Origin of the sequence: Paenibacillus sp. PvR133 (genome assembly GCF_017833155.1) — a bacterium.
In the GTDB taxonomy this organism is placed as follows: Bacteria; Bacillota; Bacilli; order Paenibacillales; family Paenibacillaceae; genus Paenibacillus; species Paenibacillus polymyxa_B.
This window is the reverse complement of record NZ_JAFIBS010000001.1, coordinates 1,622,743-1,646,744: the sequence shown is the minus strand read 5'-3', so window position 1 is coordinate 1,646,744 and position 24,002 is coordinate 1,622,743. Positions and strand designations below refer to the sequence as shown.

Annotated in this window: 19 protein-coding genes; 10 read left to right on the top strand and 9 right to left on the bottom strand. The window is 45.5% G+C overall.

The features are described 5' to 3' along the window. Positions 1-342 precede the first annotated feature (342 nt). Positions 343-2,778, bottom strand: a complete 2,436-nt coding sequence (gene abnB, locus JOE49_RS07280) for an arabinan endo-1,5-alpha-L-arabinosidase AbnB (protein WP_209940817.1) — start codon at positions 2,776-2,778, stop codon at positions 343-345. A gap of 429 nt (positions 2,779-3,207) precedes the next feature. Here abnB and JOE49_RS07275 point away from each other — a divergent pair, with 429 nt between their 5' ends. The 6 genes from JOE49_RS07275 to JOE49_RS07250 all read left to right on the top strand — a co-directional run bounded on the left by JOE49_RS07275 (position 3,208) and on the right by JOE49_RS07250 (position 9,802). Then, positions 3,208-3,552 carry a DUF805 domain-containing protein gene (locus JOE49_RS07275; protein ID WP_209940816.1) on the top strand — a complete coding sequence of 115 codons (345 nt, stop codon included), beginning with the start codon at positions 3,208-3,210 and terminating at the stop codon, positions 3,550-3,552. Between the two features lie 154 nt (positions 3,553-3,706). Beyond that, positions 3,707-5,302, top strand: coding sequence for a spore germination protein (locus JOE49_RS07270; RefSeq protein ID WP_028541948.1), 1,596 nt, complete (start codon positions 3,707-3,709; stop codon positions 5,300-5,302). A gap of 36 nt (positions 5,303-5,338) precedes the next feature. Further along, entirely contained in the window at positions 5,339-6,544 is a 1,206-nt protein-coding gene (locus JOE49_RS07265) for a Ger(x)C family spore germination protein (RefSeq protein ID WP_028541947.1), read from the top strand. Positions 6,545-6,885: 341 nt separating this feature from the next. Beyond that, positions 6,886-8,037 carry an endospore germination permease gene (locus JOE49_RS07260; RefSeq protein WP_160788849.1) on the top strand — a complete coding sequence of 384 codons (1,152 nt, stop codon included), beginning with the start codon at positions 6,886-6,888 and terminating at the stop codon, positions 8,035-8,037. Continuing rightward, the gene (locus JOE49_RS07255) at positions 8,000-9,148 is read left to right on the top strand and encodes a GerAB/ArcD/ProY family transporter (RefSeq protein WP_245248350.1); all 1,149 of its coding nucleotides are present in this window, start codon (positions 8,000-8,002) and stop codon (positions 9,146-9,148) included. Before JOE49_RS07260 ends, JOE49_RS07255 begins: the two co-directional genes overlap by 38 nt. A 255-nt stretch (positions 9,149-9,403) precedes the next feature. After that, a complete protein-coding gene (locus tag JOE49_RS07250) occupies positions 9,404-9,802 on the top strand; it encodes a hypothetical protein (RefSeq protein WP_023986599.1) in 399 nt (132 codons plus the stop codon). Positions 9,803-9,932: 130 nt separating this feature from the next. Here the strand turns inward: JOE49_RS07250 and pyk are convergent, their stop codons facing one another. Beyond that, entirely contained in the window at positions 9,933-11,348 is a 1,416-nt protein-coding gene (gene pyk, locus JOE49_RS07245; RefSeq protein WP_023986598.1) for a pyruvate kinase, read from the bottom strand. A gap of 179 nt (positions 11,349-11,527) precedes the next feature. On the opposite strand from pyk, the gene JOE49_RS07240 reads away from it, so the two are divergent. Beyond that, complete coding sequence (locus tag JOE49_RS07240) at positions 11,528-12,316, top strand: helix-turn-helix domain-containing protein (RefSeq protein WP_160788848.1); 789 nt, start codon at positions 11,528-11,530, stop codon at positions 12,314-12,316. 193 nt (positions 12,317-12,509) lie between these two features. Here JOE49_RS07240 and JOE49_RS07235 read toward each other — a convergent pair whose 3' ends face one another. From JOE49_RS07235 to JOE49_RS07215, 5 genes are all read right to left on the bottom strand, one after another. Beyond that, a complete protein-coding gene (locus JOE49_RS07235; protein ID WP_013308350.1) occupies positions 12,510-13,928 on the bottom strand; it encodes a sucrose-specific PTS transporter subunit IIBC in 1,419 nt (472 codons plus the stop codon). 67 nt (positions 13,929-13,995) lie between these two features. Continuing rightward, positions 13,996-15,471 (bottom strand): glycoside hydrolase family 32 protein, encoded by a 1,476-nt coding sequence (locus JOE49_RS07230; protein ID WP_209940815.1) that lies wholly within the window; start codon positions 15,469-15,471, stop codon positions 13,996-13,998. A gap of 184 nt (positions 15,472-15,655) precedes the next feature. After that, the gene (locus tag JOE49_RS07225; protein WP_160788846.1) at positions 15,656-16,678 is read right to left on the bottom strand and encodes a LacI family DNA-binding transcriptional regulator; all 1,023 of its coding nucleotides are present in this window, start codon (positions 16,676-16,678) and stop codon (positions 15,656-15,658) included. Positions 16,679-16,848: 170 nt separating this feature from the next. Then, positions 16,849-17,691 (bottom strand): aldo/keto reductase, encoded by an 843-nt coding sequence (locus JOE49_RS07220; protein ID WP_209940814.1) that lies wholly within the window; start codon positions 17,689-17,691, stop codon positions 16,849-16,851. Between the two features lie 31 nt (positions 17,692-17,722). Further along, on the bottom strand, positions 17,723-18,919 hold the full coding sequence (locus JOE49_RS07215; RefSeq protein WP_209940813.1) for an MFS transporter: 1,197 nt from the start codon (positions 18,917-18,919) through the stop codon (positions 17,723-17,725). 187 nt (positions 18,920-19,106) lie between these two features. Here JOE49_RS07215 and JOE49_RS07210 point away from each other — a divergent pair, with 187 nt between their 5' ends. Beyond that, positions 19,107-19,472 carry a winged helix-turn-helix transcriptional regulator gene (locus JOE49_RS07210; protein ID WP_013308345.1) on the top strand — a complete coding sequence of 122 codons (366 nt, stop codon included), beginning with the start codon at positions 19,107-19,109 and terminating at the stop codon, positions 19,470-19,472. 76 nt (positions 19,473-19,548) lie between these two features. Here the strand turns inward: JOE49_RS07210 and adhP are convergent, their stop codons facing one another. Continuing rightward, on the bottom strand, positions 19,549-20,565 hold the full coding sequence (gene adhP / locus JOE49_RS07205) for an alcohol dehydrogenase AdhP (RefSeq protein WP_209940812.1): 1,017 nt from the start codon (positions 20,563-20,565) through the stop codon (positions 19,549-19,551). A 218-nt stretch (positions 20,566-20,783) separates the two neighbouring features. Here adhP and JOE49_RS07200 point away from each other — a divergent pair, with 218 nt between their 5' ends. After that, positions 20,784-21,620, top strand: coding sequence for a carbonic anhydrase (locus tag JOE49_RS07200; RefSeq protein ID WP_209940811.1), 837 nt, complete (start codon positions 20,784-20,786; stop codon positions 21,618-21,620). 111 nt (positions 21,621-21,731) lie between these two features. On the opposite strand, the gene JOE49_RS07195 is transcribed toward JOE49_RS07200, so the two are convergent. Continuing rightward, a complete protein-coding gene (locus JOE49_RS07195; protein WP_209940810.1) occupies positions 21,732-23,018 on the bottom strand; it encodes a Gfo/Idh/MocA family protein in 1,287 nt (428 codons plus the stop codon). A 137-nt stretch (positions 23,019-23,155) separates the two neighbouring features. Between JOE49_RS07195 and JOE49_RS07190 the strand changes: the two genes are divergently transcribed. Beyond that, positions 23,156-23,992 carry an AraC family transcriptional regulator gene (locus JOE49_RS07190; RefSeq protein WP_209940809.1) on the top strand — a complete coding sequence of 279 codons (837 nt, stop codon included), beginning with the start codon at positions 23,156-23,158 and terminating at the stop codon, positions 23,990-23,992. The last annotated feature ends 10 nt before the right edge of the window (positions 23,993-24,002 follow it).

Below are 24,002 nucleotides of genomic sequence, written 5' to 3'. Positions count from 1 at the left end.
TCACATATTGCACAAGGTTATTTCAACCTAAAACAATAACCCTCTACAATATGTGAATCTCAGGTCACAATTTCAATATACTCATATTACCATAAGTGTATTGAAAACGCAAGCACTGGTGAATTTAATTTATGCAGAGTGCTTATGTCTTCTATTGCTGCTTCAAAGCTGTGTTCATTCGGCGGGAGTGAGTCATTAACGCCTACTTAAAACATTATATCCGCAGTTGCTTCCTATTATACCAGCAATCAAGAAATAAATATACAAAACATTGCGCAGGAGACGAACTTCTTACTAAAAGCCCATCTCCTGCGTTTATTTGCTCATTTTAGTTCATTTGAATTACAACTCCGCCAGTGCTTTAATTTCCTCTGCTGTCAGCGCTTTGTTATACAATTGAACTTCATCCAGGCTGCCGTTAAAGTAAGCATCGGCGGCAAAACGGCTTTTGCCGAGATAAGCCTCACTCGTCAGCAACTCATTGGGATTAAAGGTAATGCTGTCATTAACGGCTACTTCCTCACCATTTACATACAGCTTTCCTGTATTCCCTTCCAGTGTAACCGCTACATGCGTCCACTGGTTTAGAGGTAATGATGATTTGGAAAGCAAGCTTTGATCCGTACCCTCATGGATTGTAAACTGGAGCACACCGTTTCCTTGGGAAGGGGTAAGAAACATATGCCGGGCTTGGCCGTTGCCGAAGTCAAAAATCCGTTGCCAAGCTGCACCGCCCTTCCAGTTCACCCAAGCGGAAAAGGTAAAATCCTTCGCATCTGTTACTGTATTTGGTAGTTGCACGTAACCATCCTTACCGTTTAGGACAAGCGCACCGCCAAACTTCCCGTCTTTATCCCATGCAGCACCACCATAGGTCTTACCATCGAATTGATTGTATGTGCTGTCGACAACCGAAGTTCCTTGATCTTCACTCCACGAATAGCGTGCGAGCTGAGGACCTCGGGCCTGCCCGGGAACAATGGCTGTAAAGTTTTTCTTAGCTGTGGCTTTGTCCTTTTTGATGGTCGCTGTCAATGTAACTGTTACTGGCTGAGAACCGGCTTCTGGACGGTATACTTCACCTGTCACAGAAATATTCTCCGGGTGGGTGGATTCCCATGAAATAGTGGTATCTTGTGCTGCTTGAGTAGGTAGCGTCAGATTATAAAGAACATTGCTCGTATCGCCCAGGCTCAGATCCTTCTGCACAGCAGCTACAATCTTGCTGGCCTTCAGGTCAGGCTTTAGCGAACCCCATACCGCAACCCCCTTGGAGGACAACGCGGTAAAAGCAAGCGTCTTGGCACCTGTGTCTGGATCACGGTGCCGCAGGAATACACCTTTGTACTTCGTGCCCTCTGCTGTAATTTCCAACTGATTGCCTGCCCCCAACTTCCATGTACCGTTCACTCCACCAGACAGCTTGCCGCCACTATCCAGACTGACGTTAACGGCTTGCTTAATATTTGCCGAAATTTCCTTCCCGTGATTTACATACGAATATTGACCGAGGACATCCTTTTCTGACAGCTTTTTCAGTGAATCTTCATCTCCCGAATAACGATAAGGAGCAACCACAGGCCAACCGTCAGCGTTCATGAACATTTCATGTACCCGCACTTCAAACTGTTCGCCTCTCCCCGGGAAACGGGAATGGAAAATGACAAAATGCTTTTTCGTCTTGGGATCATAATAAGCCGAGTTGTGTCCGGGTGACACATAACCTGCACCCAGTCCAGTACCCGGATCACCAATTTCTCTTGGAATCAGGTAATTACCTATCAGTTTGACACCATATGGTTCAATGGAAGCGTCATCAAAAAGTGGTTTATCCGGATTCGCCTTGACCTTGATCATATCATTGCCTTCAGCATCGTAGAAAGGACCATCCGGTGTTTTGGACCGAGCCACCCGCAAGTTGTATCCGCCATCCGCTGACAATCCACCATAGGACAGGAACAAGTAATAGTAGTCCGTTTGCGGACTGTATTGTATGTACGGCCCTTCCATACGAGCATGATTACCGCCTGTCAGCTTTTTACCGTAGCCTTGACCAGGGAGCGGCTTCCCTGTTTTTTCATCCATCTGCATAATGAAGATGCCTCCTGAGTAAGAGCCATATACCATCCACAGTTTGCCGTTCTTATCATAAAAGGTGTCCGGGTCTACGGCATTTGGATGCTTGGTTGCGTCATAGATCGTCCCATCCTCACTCGGTTGGTCCCACATGCCGGATTTTAGAAAAATGCCTTTATTCTTATAAGGCCCTTCAATTTTATCAGCAACTGCTAGGCCCATTGCTGAACGCGGTGAGTCACCCTTGCAAGCGTTATAATACATATAGAACTTGCCATCTGCCAGTTGAATGACATCAGCTGCCCACAGGGTGTCTGTCTGTGCCCAATCCAGTGCTTCCTTTAATTCTTCTTTGACGTTGGGAATCAATGTATTACCATTCGCCACTCCTGTAGCAATCGTATCCCAATTCATGAGGTCTTTGGACTTGGCAGCCGCCAGATGTGAGCCGAAAATGTAAAATGTGTCTTTCACTTTCAGGATGGATGGATCATGTACGGAAGTCTCCTTGAAAGAGACAGCCTTTTTACTTTGAATTGAAAAGTTTTCTAGGTCTTGAGCTTGAAGGGAAGTTTGCCCCACATTTTGAATTCCATCTGTATCTGAATTGAGTGTTTGCTCGGCGCCTACCAAAGAAGCAGGCAACAACAGCGCACCTGCCAGTGAAGCTGCCGTTACTTTACGAACAAATGATTGCTTCATAAATCAATCTCCTCTCGTTTTGAACATCCCTGATAACATAAAAAAATATTGAGAAAGCGGTCAGGATTATGTTTGTATTAACTTCTTCAGCCTCGAATTTAATGTTGCTCATCCCTCCTATTCATCATTAAAGCGCTTTCACTTGATTTGAAAATAAAATCACCTTCTGTTAAGAAGGACGTTTCAAACCTGGCGGTTAACCGTACCTCTATATTATTCAATGGATATGGAAAATTCAATATGTAATTTTATATTTTTATAAATTATTCATCGAATTATTAACATTAATAAATGTATTGCGTAAATTTCTAGTTTAAAGTTATAATTTTACAAGTAAAATTTTATATGTTTCCTGCCGATATACCTAAAAGGACAATTTTACGGATACTGTTTAGAACCGTTTAGATTTTATAAGGAGGTGAAAAATATATGCAATGGTATTTAAATGCATTAAAAAACTATGTAGGATTCCAAGGTAGAGCAAGACGTACAGAATATTGGATGTTTGTTCTATTTAGTGCAATCGTTAGCTTTGTAATCAGTCTGATCGATAGTCTTTTGGGTTTAACTCCGATATTGACTTTGATTTATTCTCTTGCTGTCCTGTTGCCATCCTTGGCCGTTATGGCCCGTAGACTGCATGACACAGGTAGAAGCGGATGGTGGATTCTAATCAGTCTGATTCCTCTGGTAGGGTCAATTATTTTGATTGTATTCTTCTGCCAAGACAGTCAGCCTGGCGACAATAAGTATGGGAAAAACCCTAAATTGTAATGGTTGTAGATGTCTAAAACCTCTTTCACAAAAGTGAAAGAGGTTTTTTTTCATATCTGTATCTCCCCCATCGAAATTTCAGCAGTAAGTTTATCTGGAGACCCCTGCGTCCATACTGGATTAAAAAGTATCCTCAAAGAGAGGGAGAACGTTCATGCGTTTTCGGAAAAGAACCCCCCCTAACAAAGTTAAAAAGCCGCCAGTCCAGCACAGCGAAAGTAAGTCTGAGCATTCAGGAGAGCAGCTCAGTGCGAATATCGGAAGCAATCTTCAGCAAATCAGACAAGCACTCGGTAACAGCACCGACATCATCATAAGAGAAGTTCGTATCGGCAAAGATGGTGACCAGCTCATTGCAATTCTCTATACGGACGGTTTGGCGGACAAAAATATAGTCTCCGACTTCATTATGGAATCGATGATGCTGGATAGTAGCTTGTCCAGAGACGTAGAGTGCAGGCTCCAGAACTCCTCTAGTGTCATGCAAGTATTGAAAGATTATGCCCTAACCATCGGAAGCATCCGGGAGATTATCGACTTTGAAACCTTATATAACGCGCTGTTGTCAGGGGATGCTGTCATTTTGATTGACGGTGAGACACAGGGAATAGTAGCCAGCGCACGTGGATGGAAGGATCGCGGTGTCACCGAGCCTGCCTCGGAAAATGTCGTCCGTGGGCCGCGGGAAGGATTTTCTGAGACACTGCGCACGAATACGGCATTGATTCGGCGTAAGATTAAAGATCCGAATTTGTGGCTGGAAACCAAACAAATCGGTCGTGTAACCCAGACCGAAGTCGCTGTCATGTATATCAAAGGGATCGTGAACCCTAAATTGGTCGAGGAAGTGCATGAGCGATTGAATCGCATTGATGTAGACGGCATTCTCGAAAGCGGTTATATCGAGGAGTTAATCCAGGACGAAACTTTCACCCCTTTTCCAACAGTATACAACTCCGAACGTCCAGACGTCATCGCCGCCGAGCTGTTGGAAGGAAAAATCGCGATCCTGGTGGATGGGACCCCTTTTGTGCTTGTCGTACCTGCGCTGTTTGTTTCCTTCCTGCATGCGGCGGAGGATTATTATCAGCGTGCGGACATCAGCAGCTTCATCCGGGTTCTTCGTTACACCGGAGTTTTTATCTCCCTGTTAGGTCCGTCCCTATATATTGCCATCACTACGTTTCATCAGGAAATGCTGCCGACCTCACTGCTGATCGGTCTGGCAGCACAGCGGGAGGCCGTTCCCTTCCCCGCCTTTATCGAAGCACTCATGATGGAATTAACTTTTGAAATATTGCGGGAAGCTGGAGTTCGTATGCCGAAGTACATCGGGGCAGCCGTCTCTATCGTAGGCACACTCGTCATCGGGCAAGCTGCCGTCGAGGCGGGCATCATATCTGCAGCAATGGTTATTGTCGTATCGATTACGGCGATTTCAAGCTTTGTTCTCCCTGCCTATAATATGTCCATCGCTTTTCGTATGCTGCGGTTCCCCTTGATGGGACTTGCCGCTTCCTTTGGGCTGTTTGGGATTATCGTTGGAGGCATTGCCCTGGTCCTGCATATGTGCAGCCTTCGTTCGTTCGGCGTTCCCTATATGACTCCTTTTGCACCTCTAATACCTTCGGACACCAAAGATACCATATTTCGGTTTCCTCACTGGATGATGATTTCACGTCCCCGGTTAGTCGATCAGAAGAATGTGAAGCGCCGAAACAGCACTCCGCCCCGGAAATCACGGAAATAGAAGAAAAGAGAAACAGTCGGAAAGGAGTGGATAATCATGAAGCGGAAGAAAGCATTTCTGTTCCTGATTCTTGCACTCGTTTTACTTCTGACGGGCTGTTGGAATCGCAGGGAGTTGAATGAGCTTGCCATCGCCGTCGGTATGGGGATCGATAAACAAGGAGATCAATTTCGGGTCTCTATCCAAGTGGTGGACCCTGGAAAAGCATCAGCCAAAAAAGGAGCAGGTGGTGGGGCACCAGCCACCTTGTATACAGAGGAAGCGGATACCATATTTGAAGCGATCCGAAAAATAACAACGCTTAGTCCTCGGAAAATATATTTTTCTCACCTGCGTATATGTGTAATCGGTGAGTCGGTAGCCACCGAAGGAATGGCAAAATCTCTAGATTTACTTTCCAGGGATCATCAATTCCGCACTGATTTTTATATTGTGGTGTCCAAGGATACCAGCGCGGAGGATACGTTGAAAATTATGACGCCCTTAGATCCCATTCCGGCGAATGACCTTTTCTCCTCTCTGGAAACATCGCAGAAAAACTGGTCACCCAGTATGACGGTAACTTTGGATGAATTGATTTCAGCACTCACCAGTGAAGGAATGCAGCCTGTTTTGACAGGACTCCGTATCGTGGGCAATAAAGAAATGGGAGAAACAAGTAGCAATGTACAAAAGATCGACCCGTTCAGCCGTTTACAGTATTCGGGACTTGCTGTATTTAGAAAAGACCGATTAATCGGGTGGTTAAATGAAACTGAAAGTAGAGGCTACAATTTCATCCGCGGCAAAGTGCAAAGCTCTGTCGGCTTTGTAGCTTGCCCCAGAGGCGGCAAAGTCGTTTCGGAAATCATTCGTACCCAAACAACTATAAAAGGGAGCGTTTATAGGGGGGAGCCCCAGGTCAATATAAAAATGCAGGTTGAGGCCAACGTGGGAGAAGTCGAGTGTAATGACCTGGATCTGACCCAGGTGGGGACGATTTATGACATTGAGAAGAAAGAGGAAGAAAAGATAGAAGAGATTATGAAAATGGCTGTCAGAAAAGCTCAAAAATCATACAAAGCTGACATTTTCGGATTCGGTGAAGCCATTCACCGCGCTGACCCGAGAACCTGGAAATCCATTAAAAAAAATTGGGATTATGAGCACTTTGCAGAATTACCCGTAAATATCAAGGTCAATTTCAAGATTCGGCGCTTGGGCACGATTGGCAGCTCATTTTTGAATGATATTAAGGAGTAAATCCCTTGTCAGATACGGCGGGGGATCTGGCTCCTGTATAGAACCTTACCCTACAAAAGAAGGTGTTTCCCAAGATGCTGTCTCATATAGTGAAAGTTCTGGGCATATTACTAACCGCTGCTGCAATCAGCTTGATCGAGGTCCCCTACATGTGGAAAAAGGGGTTAAAAAAAGAACTTTGGTTATTCTCTGTCCTTCTCCTTTTTGCCGTCGGAATTTGCTGCGCCAAGGCATTAAACTGGCTTATTCCAACTCCTCTGGATTGGATAACAGCGGTATATAGACCTCTCAGTGATTTCCTGACCCATATCGGTCTAATAAAATAAGACGAGGTGAAATAGGTGCCCGGACAGATCAAAATCTCAGCACGCCAAATTATGATATTAACGGCTTTATTTACGATCGGGAGTGCAATCCTCATCATTCCTTCAGGCATGGCGTTGGTAGCCAAACAAGATGCGTGGATTGCCGCGCTCGTCGGGGTCGGGGCCGGGCTCCTTGTCTTGTATTTGTACAGCAAGATTGCAGCTCTGTATCCAGAGATGACTCTGATTGGGATTATGGAAACCCTGCTCGGAAAATGGTTAGGCAAAGCCGTCGGTCTTCTGTTTTTCACCACACTTTTCATCAATGCTCCCGCTCCCGTTTTATTTTATTTAGGGAATTTTATGACTACTCAAATGATACCAGAAACACCAATTCTAGCGGTAAATATCCTTTTTGCGCTTATTATATTGTTGGCTGTTCGGCTGGGGCTGGAAGTGCTGGTCCGTTCTGCCGAACTGATGTTTCCGTTATTTACTCTTCTTTATATTTCTTTTACAGGTTTAGTGGTGTCCAATATTAAATTAGAAAACATTCAACCTGTATTAGAGGCGGGATTGGGACCTATTTGGCCTGCTGCCCTGTCCTTTGTTAGCACTGTGTTTATACCTCATATTATTCTGCTCATGATCTTCCCGGCTTCTGTAAATCGTTCCGATCAAACCCGTAAAGCTTTTTTCATAGGCAGCCTGATTGGCGGATTAATGTTGGTCGTGGTGGTTGCACTGGCAATTTTTGTATTAGGTCCTGATTTAACGGCAAGAAATATTTATCCTAGCTATGCGTTAGCCAAAAAAATTAGCATCGGCAATTTTTTACAGCGTATCGAAGCAATTATGGCTACCATGTGGTTTATTTCACTCTTTTTCAGAATCACGCTGTACATGCACACTACTGTGACAGCAATAGCCCAAATCTTCCGTTTGAAAAACGACCGGCAACTGGTGCTTCCTCTCGGGATGATTTTAGTCATCATGTCCGTCATCGTGTATCCCAATGTCACATATCAACAAATCTATGATACAAAGACGTGGGTTCCTTATTCACTATCAATCGGGTTGTTTCTTCCCTTACTGCTGCTCAGTATACATGCCCTGAAAAGGTTGGGGACAAAGAAGAATAACAAGCCGGATGATAAACGTGAAGATAGAGGTGAAGATGGTGCCTAAGCAAGTTAAAATCTCCACACGGCAATTGTTGATCTTAACGATATTATTTACAATCGGCACCGCAATCCTCGTCATCCCTTCCGTTATGGCCGCCACTGCTAAACAGGATGCATGGATCGCAGCACTCGTCGGAGTGGGCTCCGGGCTGCTGTTGATATGGCTGTACAACACGATTACCATCCTGTATCCACAGATGACCCTGATTGAAATCATGGAGACCCTTTTGGGCAAGTGGTTGGGGAAGTCTGTTGCTCTGCTGTTTATGGTTATGTTTTTTCTGGGTGGTCCTGCTGCGGTGTTGTATGATTCGGGGAATTTTTTGACTACTCAAATGATGCCGGAAACGCCGATGCAAGCAGTCAATATCCTCTTTGCGCTCATTGTATTGATGGGCGTGCGCCTGGGACTGGAAACGGTAGCCCGTTCTGCTGAACTATTGTTTCCCTTGTTCATTTTGCTGTATACAGCTTTTGTCATTTTAGTCGTATCCAATATCAAACTGGAGAACGCCCAACCGATGCTGGAGAAGGGAGGCGGACCTGTTTGGTCTGCCGCCTTGTCCTTTATTAGTATTGCGTTTCTGACCCATATTGTTTTTCTCATGATTTTTCCGTTTGTCGATCAGCCCGATCAAGCGCGCAGGGCTTTTTTAACAGGGGGACTGATTGGCGGGTTGATTCTGGTTGTGGTCATTGTATTGGCCGTTTTGGTTTTCGGCCATGAATTAACAGCAAGAAGTATGTATCCGAGCTATTCATTAGCCCAAAAAATAAACATTGGAAATTTTCTTCAGCGTATTGAAGCGATCATGGCCGCTATGTGGTTTATTTCGCTCTTTTTCAGGCTGGCTCTGTATATGCAATCGATTATGATAGCCATTAGCCAAATCTTTAATCTAAAAGATGATCGTCCGCTGATCTTCCCTATCGGAATGATCCTGATCGTCATGTCGGTGATCATATACCCAAATGTCCCATACCAGCAATCCTGGGATGCAAAAATATGGACACCTTTTTCCTTATCTATGGGCCTTTTTCTGCCTCTGCTGCTGCTCTGTATGCATGGGATACGAAAAATCTGGTCAAAGAAAAAAACAGGGACCGAAGGATAGATCACATCCATCGTACGAGCCCTCCTACGAGCATCGGTGAAATTTTTTTGCTGTTACCTGTTTACATCCTCCTCTTTTAGTTTATTTTAAACGAGTATTAATCTGGCGCTAAGATTGGGTGTGTATGATGTATATTAGAATCTGGTAACTACATAAGCCGGATCGGCTAAACGCATAAACATTACTCCCGTTGGATATCCATATAAGACTCCACCCTGTCAGAAATTGAATGAAACACAAAGGAGATTTACACTTATGAATCGAAAACGAATTATGGTCATCTGTACACTGTTGCTGGCGTTATCTATTGGGCAGTCTTCTACTTGGGGAAGTCGGGCTAATGCTGCTACACTGGCTCCAGAGAGAGCCCCTCAGGTACAGGATAATGAAGCTTCCAAGGATGATGAACTTTTGAAAACACTGGGCGCATCCTCGGATGAGCAATTGTATGATGCGTTATATAACGGTCAAACCTTGGCAGATATTGCACAATCCAATAAACAGGACGCACAGGCTGTTGTTGATTTACAGGTAGCTCAGTTAACGGAGCAGTTGGATCAACGACTGGCCAATAAGAGCATTACGCCTGAGCAATACGAAGCCCATAAGGCAGAATTGACACAGGTCGTTGCTAAAAGTGTGTTCGGGCTGTAAGCAGTGACACACTTGGCCCGCTTTACGCCGTAGTCCATGCCCCCTCAGAGATGCTTCCGAATTCATGTCAAAAAGGCGCTGAACCCATGGAGGGCCAGCGCCTTTTGGCTTGTCTATATTTTGTTTTAACTTACACTTGATATACTCGGATCAAGTTCGTAGTACCTGCCTCAGCGACAGGAACACCTGCTGACAGGACTACAGTATCGCCTTTATGGATATATCCTGCATTCAGCGCGTTACGGATGGAGGATTCGAACATTTCATCCGTTGTAGCTACTTTATCCCCTTTGATCGGGAACACACCGGATAACAGGCAAATTTTAGCGAATACCGTGTTATTCGGAGTAACCGCAATAATAGGTGCCTTCGGACGATATTTGGACACCATACGTGCCGTGAATCCGCTGGCAGTCGACGTAATAATCGCTTTCGCATCCAGCTCCAGGGATGAACTCACCGCACCCTGACTAATCACTTCGGTAATGTTGGTGCTTTGACGTGCTCTACGCTTATCGAACTGCTCCTGATAATCGAATTGCGATTCTGCTCTGGCAGCTACAGCGGCCATGGTCCGTACAGACTCGACAGGATATTTACCCGCAGCTGATTCGCCCGACAGCATAACAACATCGGCTCCTTGCATAACGGCATTAAACACGTCACTAACTTCGGCTCTCGTCGGACGTGGGTTCACCTGCATGGATTCCAGCATGTGGGTAGCTACGATAACGGGCTTGCCAACCAGATTACACTTGTCGATCATTTCTTTTTGCATCACAGGCACATCTTGAATCGGTACTTCGACGCCCAGATCGCCACGGGCTACCATAATGCCATCGGAAGCTTCGATAATATCATCCAGGTTTTCCATGCCTTCAGCATTTTCAATTTTGGAATAAATTTGTACATGCTCAGCATGATGTCCCTTCAAAATCTCACGGATTTCACGGATATCGTCGCCTTTACGCACAAAAGAAGCCGCAATAAGCTCAACGCGCTGCTCCACCCCAAATTGGATGTGCCTCACATCTCGCTCCGTCACGCCTGGAAGGGTTGTATGAATCCCTGGCAGGTTTACACCTTTTCTCGGCTTCAAAATACCGCCGCTTACAATATTACAAATCATTTCCGTACCCTCGATGGAGGTTACAGTCAGATCAACCAAACCGTCGTCAATGAGAATGCGGTCGCCTGGTTTGATGTCCTTCGGCATATCCGGGTAATTCACTGAAATACGATGCTCGTCCCCTAGAATCTCTTCTGTGGTCAGAATGAGCTGACTACCTGGTTTCAACAGACAAGATGCCTCTCTCAGCTTGCCAATCCGTATTTCTGGTCCTTTAATATCCATCATGACAGGTATAAAGGTATTCATTTCCTTCGCAGCCTGCCGCACATTTTCGATACGTTTAACGTGATCTTCCAGTTCACCGTGAGCCATATTCAAGCGGGCTACAGTCATACCAGCCTGAATCATTTCTTTTAACAAATGAATGGAGTCACAGGCAGGTCCCATAGTACAAATAATTTTCGTTTTAAGCATAGTAATGTCATCCTCCTGAATGTCTTTACTGTATGGTTTTCTATTCCACTTTGCTTCTCTATCTACATTAAACTTATATGGCTCTATTCTACCTGTACCCGTGCACCAAGACTATGAACTATAGTATGATGAATGTACTACAGTATAATGAATGTTGAAGACATCGGGGAGTGAGTTTCGTGATTACATTGGTGGATATACGGCAGGACAACGGTGTGGACTGGTATGAAAAGGCTAGTGCAAATAGCGACAACGATGACTTACTGTTCATTTTGGTCACCTTTGGCAAATGTGTATATTGGGTGAACGATTGCAAATTCATTCTCGGTAAGGGTGAAACACTGCTTTTACCCGGTCATCTGGATTACTATGGCAAGAGCATTCCTACGCTTTTTCATACCAAGTATGTGATACATTGCCGCAAAACATGTACGAACAGCACACTTCCCATACTGAATACTGACAAGCCGTTGTTGATCAAACCTGGATGCTACGATATGCTGCATGAACGGATCAAATCGATGTACTTTCAATGGACTGAACACCCAAGCTACTACACCATGATGGCTGACTGTCTGCTGACCGAGGCCATGATATATATGAATCAGGAATGGGACAAAGGCGGCATTTCTTGCGATCGAGAGCGACATGTAGAACATATGAAACAGTATATCCAGAACCATTACCGGGAAAAGGTAACCAAGGAGGAGCTTGGCGACGCCATCCGTAAAACCCCCAATTATGCCGCGACGCTGCTGCGTGAGGTAACACGCCAAACGATCAGTGAGCATGTACATACACAACGTATTAAAACTGCCATCTACATGCTGACCGAGTCCCGGCTAACGATTCGTGAAATTTCGGAGTATGTGGGATATAGTGATGTTTCCTATTTTCATCGAATCTTCAAACGGTTGACAGGCTGCTCGCCATCCGAATTTCTGGATGAACGTTCCTCAATCGTTTAGTTTGATGATCTGGAGCGGATTTCATAGTTCAGGATTTTTGCAAAATCCTTAGTTAATAAAAATGGTCGCTCCACCTGGAACCCTGCTCTAGTAGCCCTTTTTCACTAGGGACCAAGAGCGTTCCATGTAGAACGACCATCATATTTATGCTTACGTGCATGAATCTGCGTGTATTCGTACCACCTGGGTGGCGTTAATTAGAAGAACCCGCTGTTTTGACCTCTTCCAACATTTTATCGTTATAGCCAAACATCCAGGTCAGGACAAACGCTACAACCATAGCAGCCAAGTTCGCCAAAATGTAAAGCGGAAGCTGATGATTCATGTAGAGCAACGTGCCCGGAATGACCGTAACTGCCATACCTGTAGCCGCCAAATGGAAGACTGAAGCGATAAAACCGCCAACCGCACCACCGATGAGGCCCATGACAAAAGGCTTCATGTATCTCAGGTTGACCCCGAAAATAGCCGGCTCCGTAATCCCTAGAAAAGCAGACAACGAGGAAGGAAGTGCTAACGCTTTCAGCTTGCTATTCTTCGTTTTCAGTCCAACCGCCAGACAGGCAGCACCTTGAGCAGCCATAGCGCAGGTAATGATGGCGTTAAAGGCGTTTACGCCGTTCTTTTCAAGCAGTTGAATCTCCAAGAAATTAAATATATGATGCACACCTGTAACGACGATAATCTGATGCAAGAAACCGATGACAATCCCTGCAATACCGAAAGGTAAATCCAGCACAAACGTTGTTCCGTGCAGCACCCATTCTTCGAGTGAATGGAAAATTGGACCGATGGCAAATAATCCCAAAGTGATCATGATTAACAGTGTTAAAAACGGTGTAAGAATCAGATCTAGCGCTTCAGGCACCCGTTTGCGCAGCGCCCGCTCCAGCTTGGCTCCGATCAAGCCCACGAAGAAAGCTGGCAATACTGAGCCTTGATAGCCCACCACAGGAATGAATCCGAACATCGTCAACGGGTGAGCTGAGCCGTCCGCAACACTATAAGCGTTGGGCAAGGCCGGGTTTACCAGCATCAGACCAAGAACGATACCCAGCACTGGACTGCCACCAAATACTCTAAAGGCTGACCATGCGACTAACGCTGGCAGAAAAGCAAAGGCCGTATCCGTTAATACTTGTGTGTATAATAGAAAATTGGGTGAAATGTCCTGTGGCGTCATGCCGAGTAGAGCGAGAATTTGCGGCTGAGTGAGCAAGCCACGTAGCCCCATGAACAGCCCCGTAGCAACCAGTACAGGAATAATCGGTACAAACACATCGCCAAAGGTACGGATGGAGCGTTGGAAGACGTTTCCTTCTTTTTTCGCCTGACTCTTCACCTCTTCTTTAGATGAACCGGTTACGCCAAGCTTTTCGACCTCTTCAAAAATTCGATTTACCGTACCCGTACCAAAAATAATCTGATATTGCCCGGAATTGAAAAAAGCACCCTTGACCTTGTCGATCTCCTCAACTTTTTTCTGATCAATCTTCTCCTTGTCATGCACCATAATTCGCAAGCGCGTCGCACAATGAGCAAAAGATGCAATATTTTCTTGCCCACCGATTGCCTGGATCACTTCTTTAGCTATTTCTCTGTTTTCCGCCATGATGTTCATCCTCTCGTTCATTCCGTTATGTTTGATGATTAACGAACCACTTGATGTTTTAGCCTGCTCATGTAAAATCCCATTTTACCGCCTGGAAGAGAGCCTCTCCCTTGTCGGCAAAAAAGCGTATTTCGTCACTCTCTGGATGCGGAAAAATACGACTGGTGAACACCTCTTCCCCATCATTGACGAAAATCTCAACTGAAGACGTATCTACAAACAAATGTAGTTTGATATGATCTTTATCCCATGAACACTGCCGTACCTCACCATACGAAGTGGCTACAGGCTCACCTGATTGCGAACGGTCCAATATTAGTTTGCGGCTGACGGCATTATATTTAATCACCGTTTTCTCAGTCTCACTCGCACGGAATTCAATACCAAACACCTTAGCGCTCAAAAGATCTACCTCACAGATCAGCTCATAGGCCGTACCTGTAAATCCTTCATAGGTTTTGCTCTCTGAGAATAACGTGTCAGCTACCCGATCCTCACGATTTCTACGTAGCGTAGTTAGCTCAGGGATCGGCCGCTGCAAGAGTTTGCCCTCATGAAGCGTAAGCTCCCTTGGTAATGTCAGACAATGAGCCCATCCGTTCGGATCTGTGGGATATTCGATATCCGGCAGGCCCATCCATGCCACCATAATACGCCGCCCCTGTGGGTCAATCATCGTCTGTGGCGCATAGAAGTCAAAGCCTCTATCGAGCTCGTGGAATGCGCCGTGCTCCAGTCTTCTTGTTCCGGTATCTAACGGCTTGCCGATTACGTAGCCCGATTGATAAATATTGTGATTTTCATCCCCAGAAGGCTCCAAGCCCTGAGGAGAAAAGATCAAGACCCCCGCTTCGTTCAGTTCAAAATAATCTGGACATTCCCACATGTAGCCAAACGATTTCAGGCCTGTGCACAATTCTCCCTCAAACTGCCACGTACGAAGGTCGGTTGATCGGTAGAGGACGGCGCAGCCTGTTAAATTCGTTCTCTGGGCACCAATCACACAGTAAAAGCTATCGCCGTCTTTCCATAGCTTGGGATCACGAAAATGGTCTGTATACCCTTCTGGCACATTGGAAATAACGGGGTGCTCCCATTTAGTAATGTGACCTTTATCGTCCATAACAGCCATGCATTGATAAGGATGTCTGATCCAATCTTCATCTCGTGCATTTCCCGTATACAGCATATATAACTTGCCCTCATGCTCCAGTGCGCTGCCCGAATAAGCCCCATGCGAATCAAAATAATCCCCAGGTGCAATACCAATGCCCGCACTATTCCATGTGACCAAATCTTTGGATTTCAGATGATACCAGTATTTCATCCCATGATCCGTTCCGAGCGGAAACCACTGATAAAATAAGTGGTATTCACCTTGGTAATATGAAAAGCCATTGGGGTCATTGAGCAAACCTGTCGGTGGCTGGATATGAAACGCCTGCCGCCAGTGACATTGCTCCACTTTCTCCTCCAAGCTGGCTATTTCACCGGGCTCTGCCTGCTCGATCATTCGATACTTTTGTTCTCTTGTCATTTTCATAGGTGTACCTCATTTTTATTAAAACTTTCGCTTCAGGAACCGGTTCCAAATCAATGAAAAAAACATTCTATCGGAACCGGTTCCCATGCGATTAAAAAAATATACTCATCCATGGATTTGCAACCGATTCCATTTGTGCCCGAATGCTATGGAACCGGTTTCGAAGAAATTATAATCCACTTGTTCAGCGTTTGTCAACGCTTTCTCTTTCGATAAGGGAATAATTCATGACCGTCACTTTTTCTACCGATTTATGTTCTACCAGCCGCATAATATTTTGCGCTGCTACACGTCCAGCCTCCATATACGGATATTGAACGGTTGTCAGGGCAGGGTGAATGACCTCCGTAATATCGTATCCCCCAAAGCCAGTTACCGACAAATCCGACGGAATGACAATCCCTCTGGAATAAGCCGCATTGATTACGCCCAGCGCGATATTATCCGTAGCACACACCATTAACGATGGCTTGAAATGGTCCAAAATGGCGGATGCAGCAATCCGTGCATCGGACATTTTAAATCCGGTCTCATAGTATCTGATATCATACCCTGCTGCTCGCATCGCATCGTCCGTATGAGACTCAGCAGGCAATGCATCGCGAACAGCCTGCCTAAAGCCCTCCTTGCGCTGCACACCGACGGCAACATCCTTTTCAGTAACACCAACGTAGGCAATTTCGCGGTGTCCCTGTGACAAAACGTACGTGCCGATATCATATCCTGCACGATAGTCATCATGGATAAGGCTATGAAGCTGCTCGTGCTGCTGGCCCACCAGCAACACCGGAATACCGATGTCACGAATCGCGGTCAGATGGTCGTCTGTAATTTGAGCAGCCAGCAAAATGATACCCGAAATCTTTTGTCGGCCCAGCTCATAAATAGCTTCAATTTCACGCTGTAGATCCTGGCTCGTATTGGAGATCAGCATCTGATAATGCTGAGAACGCAGCTCCTCATCAATCCCCATCAACGTATGGGATGTCGCAAAAGAATCCAGACGCGGCACAACGGTGCCGATAATGTTGGTCCGCTTCGCCTTAAGACTCTGGGCAAAGGCATTGGGCACATAGCCCGTAGCTTTAACCACTTTTTCAATTTTACGTTTCGTATCCACGCTGACAGACCCGCCGTTCAAAAAACGAGATACCGTGCTCTTGGATACACCAGCCATTTGGGCTATATCTGCAATCGTCTTATTCATGAAGTCCCCCGGAGATTTTTCATATTCATATGCTTCCAAAACGTCTCTTTTCACATAACCCTATAATACCATATGGCGGGATTGGATTGCTGTGGCTCCAGACCCATCATGGACAAAAACGCCGTCCCCTTCAATGAAGAAGAAAACGGCGTATCATGATGAACGTAATTTTAAAAATCAAAGTTATCCGGATCTGGACCTACCCGAAGATCGGCATTTAACGCCTGAATTCGTTCCATATCCTCGCGCGTCAGTTCGAAGTCAAAAATGTCGGCATTTTCGACGATCCGATGCGCCTTGGTAGACTTGGGAATGGTGACAACTCCCTGCTGCACATCCCAGCGTAAAATCACTTGCGCCACCGATTTGCCATACTTGGTCGCTATGTCTTGCAGTACCGGATGATCGAGCAATTGGCCTTGCATTAACGGAGACCAGGCTTCCATTTGAATGTCGTTCTTTTGACAGAATTGCAACAGCTCGGCTTGGGTTAATTGTGGATGGAACTCCACCTGATTGATCATTGGCTTGATTTCAGCATCCTTCATGAGATCTTCCAAATGATGAATCTGGAAGTTGCTGACTCCAATCGCCTTAATCCGTCCTTCTTTATACAAGGATTCCAAAGCTCTCCAAGCTTCTTTATACTTTCCTTGAACTGGCCAATGAATCAGATATAGATCCAGATATTCCAGACCCAGCTTGTCCAGACTGGCTTCATAAGCTGCTCGTGTCTCTTCATAGCCTAAATCTGCATTCCACACTTTGGACGTGACGAACAGATCTTCTCTGGACAGATTATTTTCCTGAAGGGCTTCCTGAATAGCCTGCCCTACACTGCTTTCATTCGCATAGATTGCAGCTGTATCTATACTGCGGTAGCCATGCTTTACAGCAGTCTTTATAGCATCGACCAGCTCCGAACCTTCTTCCACTTTAAATACCCCAATGCCAAACCAAGGCATGTGAACTCCGTTGTTTAACAATGTTGTGCTTTGTAAGTTTTGTGTCATTTTGTATCTTCCTCTCTATTTTTTAAAAGCTTTAACCTGTAATGGGGGTTGTATCCCTTTTTTCGAGCATACGACTCCAGCCTGTGAGCAGAACCGCAACGAAAACCATAATGCTCCCGATCCAGGCCGTATGAATGAGACCGAGTGAATCCGTTACAATCCCGCCTACATAAGCTCCGATGGCTATCCCTGCGTTGAAAGCTGCAATATTAACAGCAGACGCAACATCGACAGCTTTGGGTGCAAACCTTTCGGCCAACATGACTACATATACCTGTAGCCCGGGCACGTTCATAAACGCAAGCAATCCCATAAAGAAGATCGTAATCAGTCCTGCCGTTTTAAAAGGTGCCGTGAACAACAGGAGAAAAAGGATCACTGCTTGAATCAAAAACATGTAAAACAAAGCTGAAAGCGGCTTGCGGTTGGCTGCTTTTCCGCCAATGACATTACCGATAGCAATCGCAATTCCATACAGCAAAAGTATAAACGTTACCGTACTTTGCTGAAATCCGGTTATGTCGTGAAGTAATGGAGATAAATAAGTAAACACCACAAATGTGCCTCCATACCCCAAAGCTGTAATGATAAATGCGAGTAGCAAGCGACCATTGGTAACCAGTTTGACCTGCTCGCGGAAAGGAGTCTTGTTCCCTTTGCGCAGCGTAGATGGCAGCAGAATCAGATTGGCGATGAGTGCCACTACACCGACGACCACAATCGCCATAAATGCAGCCCGCCAACCCCATTGCTGCCCAATGTAGGTACCCAAAGGTACACCTGTGACTGTGGCTACGGTCAACCCAGAGAACATAATGGAAATAGCACTCGCTCGCCGATCATCCGGCACAAGATCGGCCGCGATGGTGGAACCGATAGACATGAACACCCCATGGGCGAACGCTGAGATCACACGCGCAATCAGCAGCAAGGCTATTCCGCTAGAGACCGCAGCGAGGCTATTACCTGCAATAAATATAATCATGATCCACAGCAGCAACGTTTTACGGGGAACACCTGATGTTAATGAGGTCAAGACAGGTGCCCCGATGGTAACCCCTAATGCATATAGCGTTACAGTTAGTGCAGACATCGTTACAGATATATGCAAGTCTTCAGCAATCAGGGGAAGTAGTCCCACGCTGATGAACTCGGTTGTTCCAATCGCAAAGGCGCTTACGGCTAGAGCCAGTAATGGCCAGATACTTCGTTTTGATTCTGGCGACATGTTTTTCACTCCTATCTATAGAAATCTTCGACCAGCAGATGTTATTATGAGTTATTCAAGCAAATATGAACAGTACGTACTTTTTAGTGATATAGGTACTAAAAAGTACCCTAGATAAAGTTTTTTTTGATTAAAACAGGCTGTTAAGGTATGTATAACAGAAGCGATACACATGGGGGGATCTGCATTGGGGAAGAAAAAATACAACATCTCTGTTGAGGCGACGTTAGAGGTGATCGGGGGAAAATGGAAATGCGTGATTCTGTGTCATTTGACACATGGAAAGATGCGGACAAGCGAATTAAAACGGATGATGCCTTCCATAACACAAAAAATGCTGACTCAGCAGCTTCGTGAATTAGAGGAAGACGGCATTGTCAATCGGATTAGCTATAATCAGGTTCCACCCAAAGTGGAGTACGAGCTTAGTGAATATGGATGTAGTCTGAAAGGCATTTTAGATTCTCTTTGTGCTTGGGGAGAAAGACATATTATTAAAGAATACGGGGATAAGTCTGCGGTTTTGGAAGATAACATTCTGAATAAGCTGTAAAGCCAAAAAGAGCGCCTGCATACATCAGCAGGCGCTTCTCTCTCCGAATTCCAAGGGTTACGAATTGGACATCATTTTAATTTGTGAAATCGATGACCATGCGTCCTTGGATTTTGCCCTGCTCCATCTCCTCGAAGATCTCATTAATGTCTTCGATCGGACGTTTTTGTACAAGAGGGACGACTTTACCTTCTGCAGCGAACTGGAACGCTTCTTTAAGGTCTTCACGAGTGCCGACCAAGGAGCCAATAACTTGAATGCCGTCCAGAACCAGACGTGGAATGTCCAGATCCATCTTATCAGTTGGAAGACCTACAGCTACAACACGCGCGCCAGCCTTTACAACGTCGATGGCCTGGTTGAAAGGTGTTTTGGCAACAGCAGTAACCACGGTTGCGTCCAGACCAGCACCGTTTGTTAACTCCTTAGCTCGGGCGACCGGATCTTCTTTCATGCTGTTAACGATATAGTCAGCACCAATTTGTTTAGCCAGTTCTAGTTTTTCATCACTAATGTCAAAGGCTACAACTTTAGCATTGAATACATTTTTGGCATATTGCACAGCCAGGTTACCCAAGCCACCAATACCGAAGATACCGATCCATTGTCCTGGTTTGATTTCACTTACTTTAACTGCTTTATATGTTGTAACCCCTGCGCAAGTTACACTACTTGCAGCAGCAGGGTCAAGACTATCTGGTACTTTGACCGCGTAGTCAGCTGTGACAATACATTGCTCTGCCATTGCACCGTCTACCGTATATCCGGCATTTTTAACTTCACGACACAGCGTTTCCCGCCCGGTTAGGCAATATTCGCAGTGACCGCAGCTTTCGAACATCCAGGCAATACTTACGCGATCACCAATCTTAAGACTGGTTACTCCTTCGCCTAATTCAATGATTTTTCCAATACCTTCATGCCCCAGAACTCTGCCTGTAACATCACCGAAATCTGCATTTTTTACATGTAAATCTGTGTGGCAGACTCCGCAGTATTCTACTTGGACTAACGCTTCCCCATGCTTCAGGGAGCGTAAAGGTTTCTCTTCTACACTGACTTTCTTGTCTTTTGTAACAATTGCTGCTTTCATGTAGATCTCTCCTTTAATTAGATATGGAATTATTTTGTAATATACACTTCATTATTATAGTAATTTTTGCCCAAAAAGGACAAATATAAATCTAACTTAAAGCTATTTAATCGAAAAACGCTTCTTTCTAAGTCCTTGGACCCTTGTAGGAACTTTGTACAATAATTTACAATGTAAAAAGTTTCACATACTCTATTTTGGAAGAAGGATAAAGAAACATGAAAAAAAACTGGAAAGGTTGCCTGTTCAGCATATTTGCCATTATCTTGGTCGTGTCGGTAACAGGATGCAATTCACAGCCCGCCATTTCTAGTACCACCAGCACTTCATCCTCATCGGCTAACAACGCTCATGCAGTTGTTCAGAAAGGCCCACACTGGTCCTATGCAGGAGAAGAGGGACCCGAGCATTGGGGAGAGCTGGAAAAAGATTTTGTTGCTTGTGGTAACGGCCACGAACAATCTCCTGTCAATATAGAGCATACCCATCTGGAAGCATCGCAAACACAGCAACCGCTACAAGTTCATTACACCAATACGAAAGCATCCATTTTAAATAATGGGCACACTGTGCAAATCAGTGTTGCCGATGCCAACAATAACATCGTGCTGGACGGTACTAAATTCACTTTAAAGCAGTTTCATTTTCATCACCCGAGCGAACACCAAATAGATGGTAAAAATGCTGAAATGGAGCTTCATTTTGTCCATCAAAGCGACAACGGAAGCACAGCAGTCTTAGGGGTCCTTATCCAAAGTGGCAAAGAAAACAAGGCTTTCAACCGCATCTGGTCCAAACTGCCGAAAGATATTTCCCAAGAAGCAGCTCTGGATGAAGAAATAAATCTCGCTACGCTGCTGCCAAAAGACCTGCACTCCGTTCGTTACAACGGATCGCTGACTACCCCGCCATGCACAGAACATGTACATTGGACAGTGCTGGAACAGCCTATTGAAATGTCCGCAGACCAAATCAACCAGTTTGCTGCCATTTTTCCCGATAACCATCGTCCTGTACAACAACTGGGAACCCGGGAACTGACTGCCGATAAATAATAAAATAAAGTGCCGTAAGATGTAAGGTGCATTCTATATATAAATACACCCCAAAAGCCCCCTCTATTCATCTAGTTAGAGGGGGCTTTTCGGTATTAAATTTACTGCTCATTACAAGCGCACCAGTTCCTCCACCTTCACCGGTTGACCTGTACGCATAGAACGGTTGGCGGCAATGCCTGTTAAAATGGACCATGCACCGTCAATATGTGAGGCCGCACGATGAAACCGATCCTCTGCCGGCTTATCAAAAATATCACGCAGCATAACTGGATCTCCTCCGCCATGACCACCCTGGCCTTCCTCCACTTCGACCTCATAAGGTGCTGCAAAGTGGGGATAGATGGTGATGGTCTTCTCTTTTAGCGCACCCTCATCTGCCTTGCTGCCACCGGAATTAACATAGGATTGCTCGGATACCCGAACCTCCATCCGTCCCTTCGTGCCGTTAAATACGATGATAAAGCCCTCCCAAGGCATGTAAGCATTCAGCGAATAGTTCATTACCGTCTTGTTCTGATACTTCACCATGACACTCAGCGTATCTTCAATGCTGATATTGTCACCAAATACGCTTTGATCCCGCACATAGCCATCCTCATGCTCAGCATCCAGATACATGCTTTTTAGATGCTCGTTACGGTCCAGATGTAGCGCAAAGGGGTCATTTTCCGCTGCCTTGCTGCCGTAAGCCCGTTGATAAAACTCCGTCACGCCACGCTGCTCCGCATTTTCTCGTCCGTAAAATTTCAGATCCCCCATCGCATACACCGTCTCCGGTTTTGAGCCAAGCCAGAAGTTCATCAGATCAAAATGATGCGTCGACTTGTGCACCAGCAAACCGCCGCTATTGCGCTTGTCTCGGTGCCACCGACGGAAATAATCCGCGCCATGCTGTGTATTCAGCAGCCATTCGAAATTGACCGACAGCACCTCTCCGAGCGTCCCGTCCATGATCAGCTCACGGATTTTCGTATTATGTGGTGCATAGCGGTAGTTAAAGGTGACGCGCAGTTTCCGTCCCGTGCGGTCTATGGCATCCAAAATGTCTTGGCATTTATCTTCATCCACCGTCATCGGCTTCTCGGAAATGACATCACAGCCCAGCTCCATCGCCCGGATAATATACCGATGATGCACCCGGTCAATGGTCGTGACAATGACGATATCTGGCTTCGTCTCCGCGATCATCCGATCAAACTCGTGAGCTTTATAGGTCGGAATCGGCTCATGCTCGTATTTCTCCTGCAACAGCCGATTGGCATAATCCATTCTCGTCTGATTGACGTCACAGAACGCGATCAGCTCCGAGGTATCTTTGAAAACGGTAACAACTTCACCGTAAAAAAATTCGGCTCTTCCTCCAGTACCCACAAGTGCATATTTGATTTTAGTCAATTGGTTCACACCCTTTACATGAATTGCTTTTATTTTATAGTATAAGAAAGAGCAAAATCTTCGCTTTTATTATGATTTTTCCCGTAAAGTGTACATATATTATCCTTATGCATTTTTTATTAAAGGAGACTATCGATATGATCGCTACACCCCGTTTTTCTATCGAGCAAGCACTGCGGAAGGTGCCATTCAGCATGTCTGCCGACCATGTCCACCAAGCGCACGAAATCTATTATTTGCTGGCAGGAGAGCGCTACTACTACATTAATCAGCGGGTATACGCGCTCCAGAAGGGCGATCTGATTTGGATCAGCAAACATGATTTTCACCGTACGAGTAACAAGGGTAGTGGTAGCCATGAACGGATTTTGATTAACTTTGATGAAGAATTTGCAGCCTCGTCAATGAATGTCTCTCCCTCCAGCGATCAGAACCAGCTTCTTCTGCCAGAAAAAAGCTTTCTGCTTCGCCCCTCCGCGGAAGAACAATGCGAGCTGGAGCATCTATTCCGGCAAATGCTAGATGAATACCACCAAGAACATGCCTACCGCCAACTATATCTCCAAAGCTTGATACTCCAGCTCCTTATCCGCATCCGGCGCATACAATCGGCCACTGCCGATACCATTGCACCGGAACGTAGCGAAAAGCAGCAGCGCGTGTACTCGGTCATTGCATACCTGCATGCTCATTATGACGAGAGCCTGTCGCTAGATCAGCTGGCTGAGCATTTTTATATTAGCAGCACGTATTTGTGCCGTATTTTCAAGCAGACAACAGGTTTTACTTTAGTAGAATATCTTCAGGATGTGCGGGTCCAGCAGGCTCGTGCGTATTTGAGAGAAACGAGCTGGAAAGTAACCTCCATTGCTGAAAAAACGGGCTTTGACAGCATTGCTCACTTTGGTCGTGTATTCAAGCATCTTACCGGGCACACCCCGCTACAGTACCGAAAAAAATACAAAAAGGAGTAGAGGAATGCCC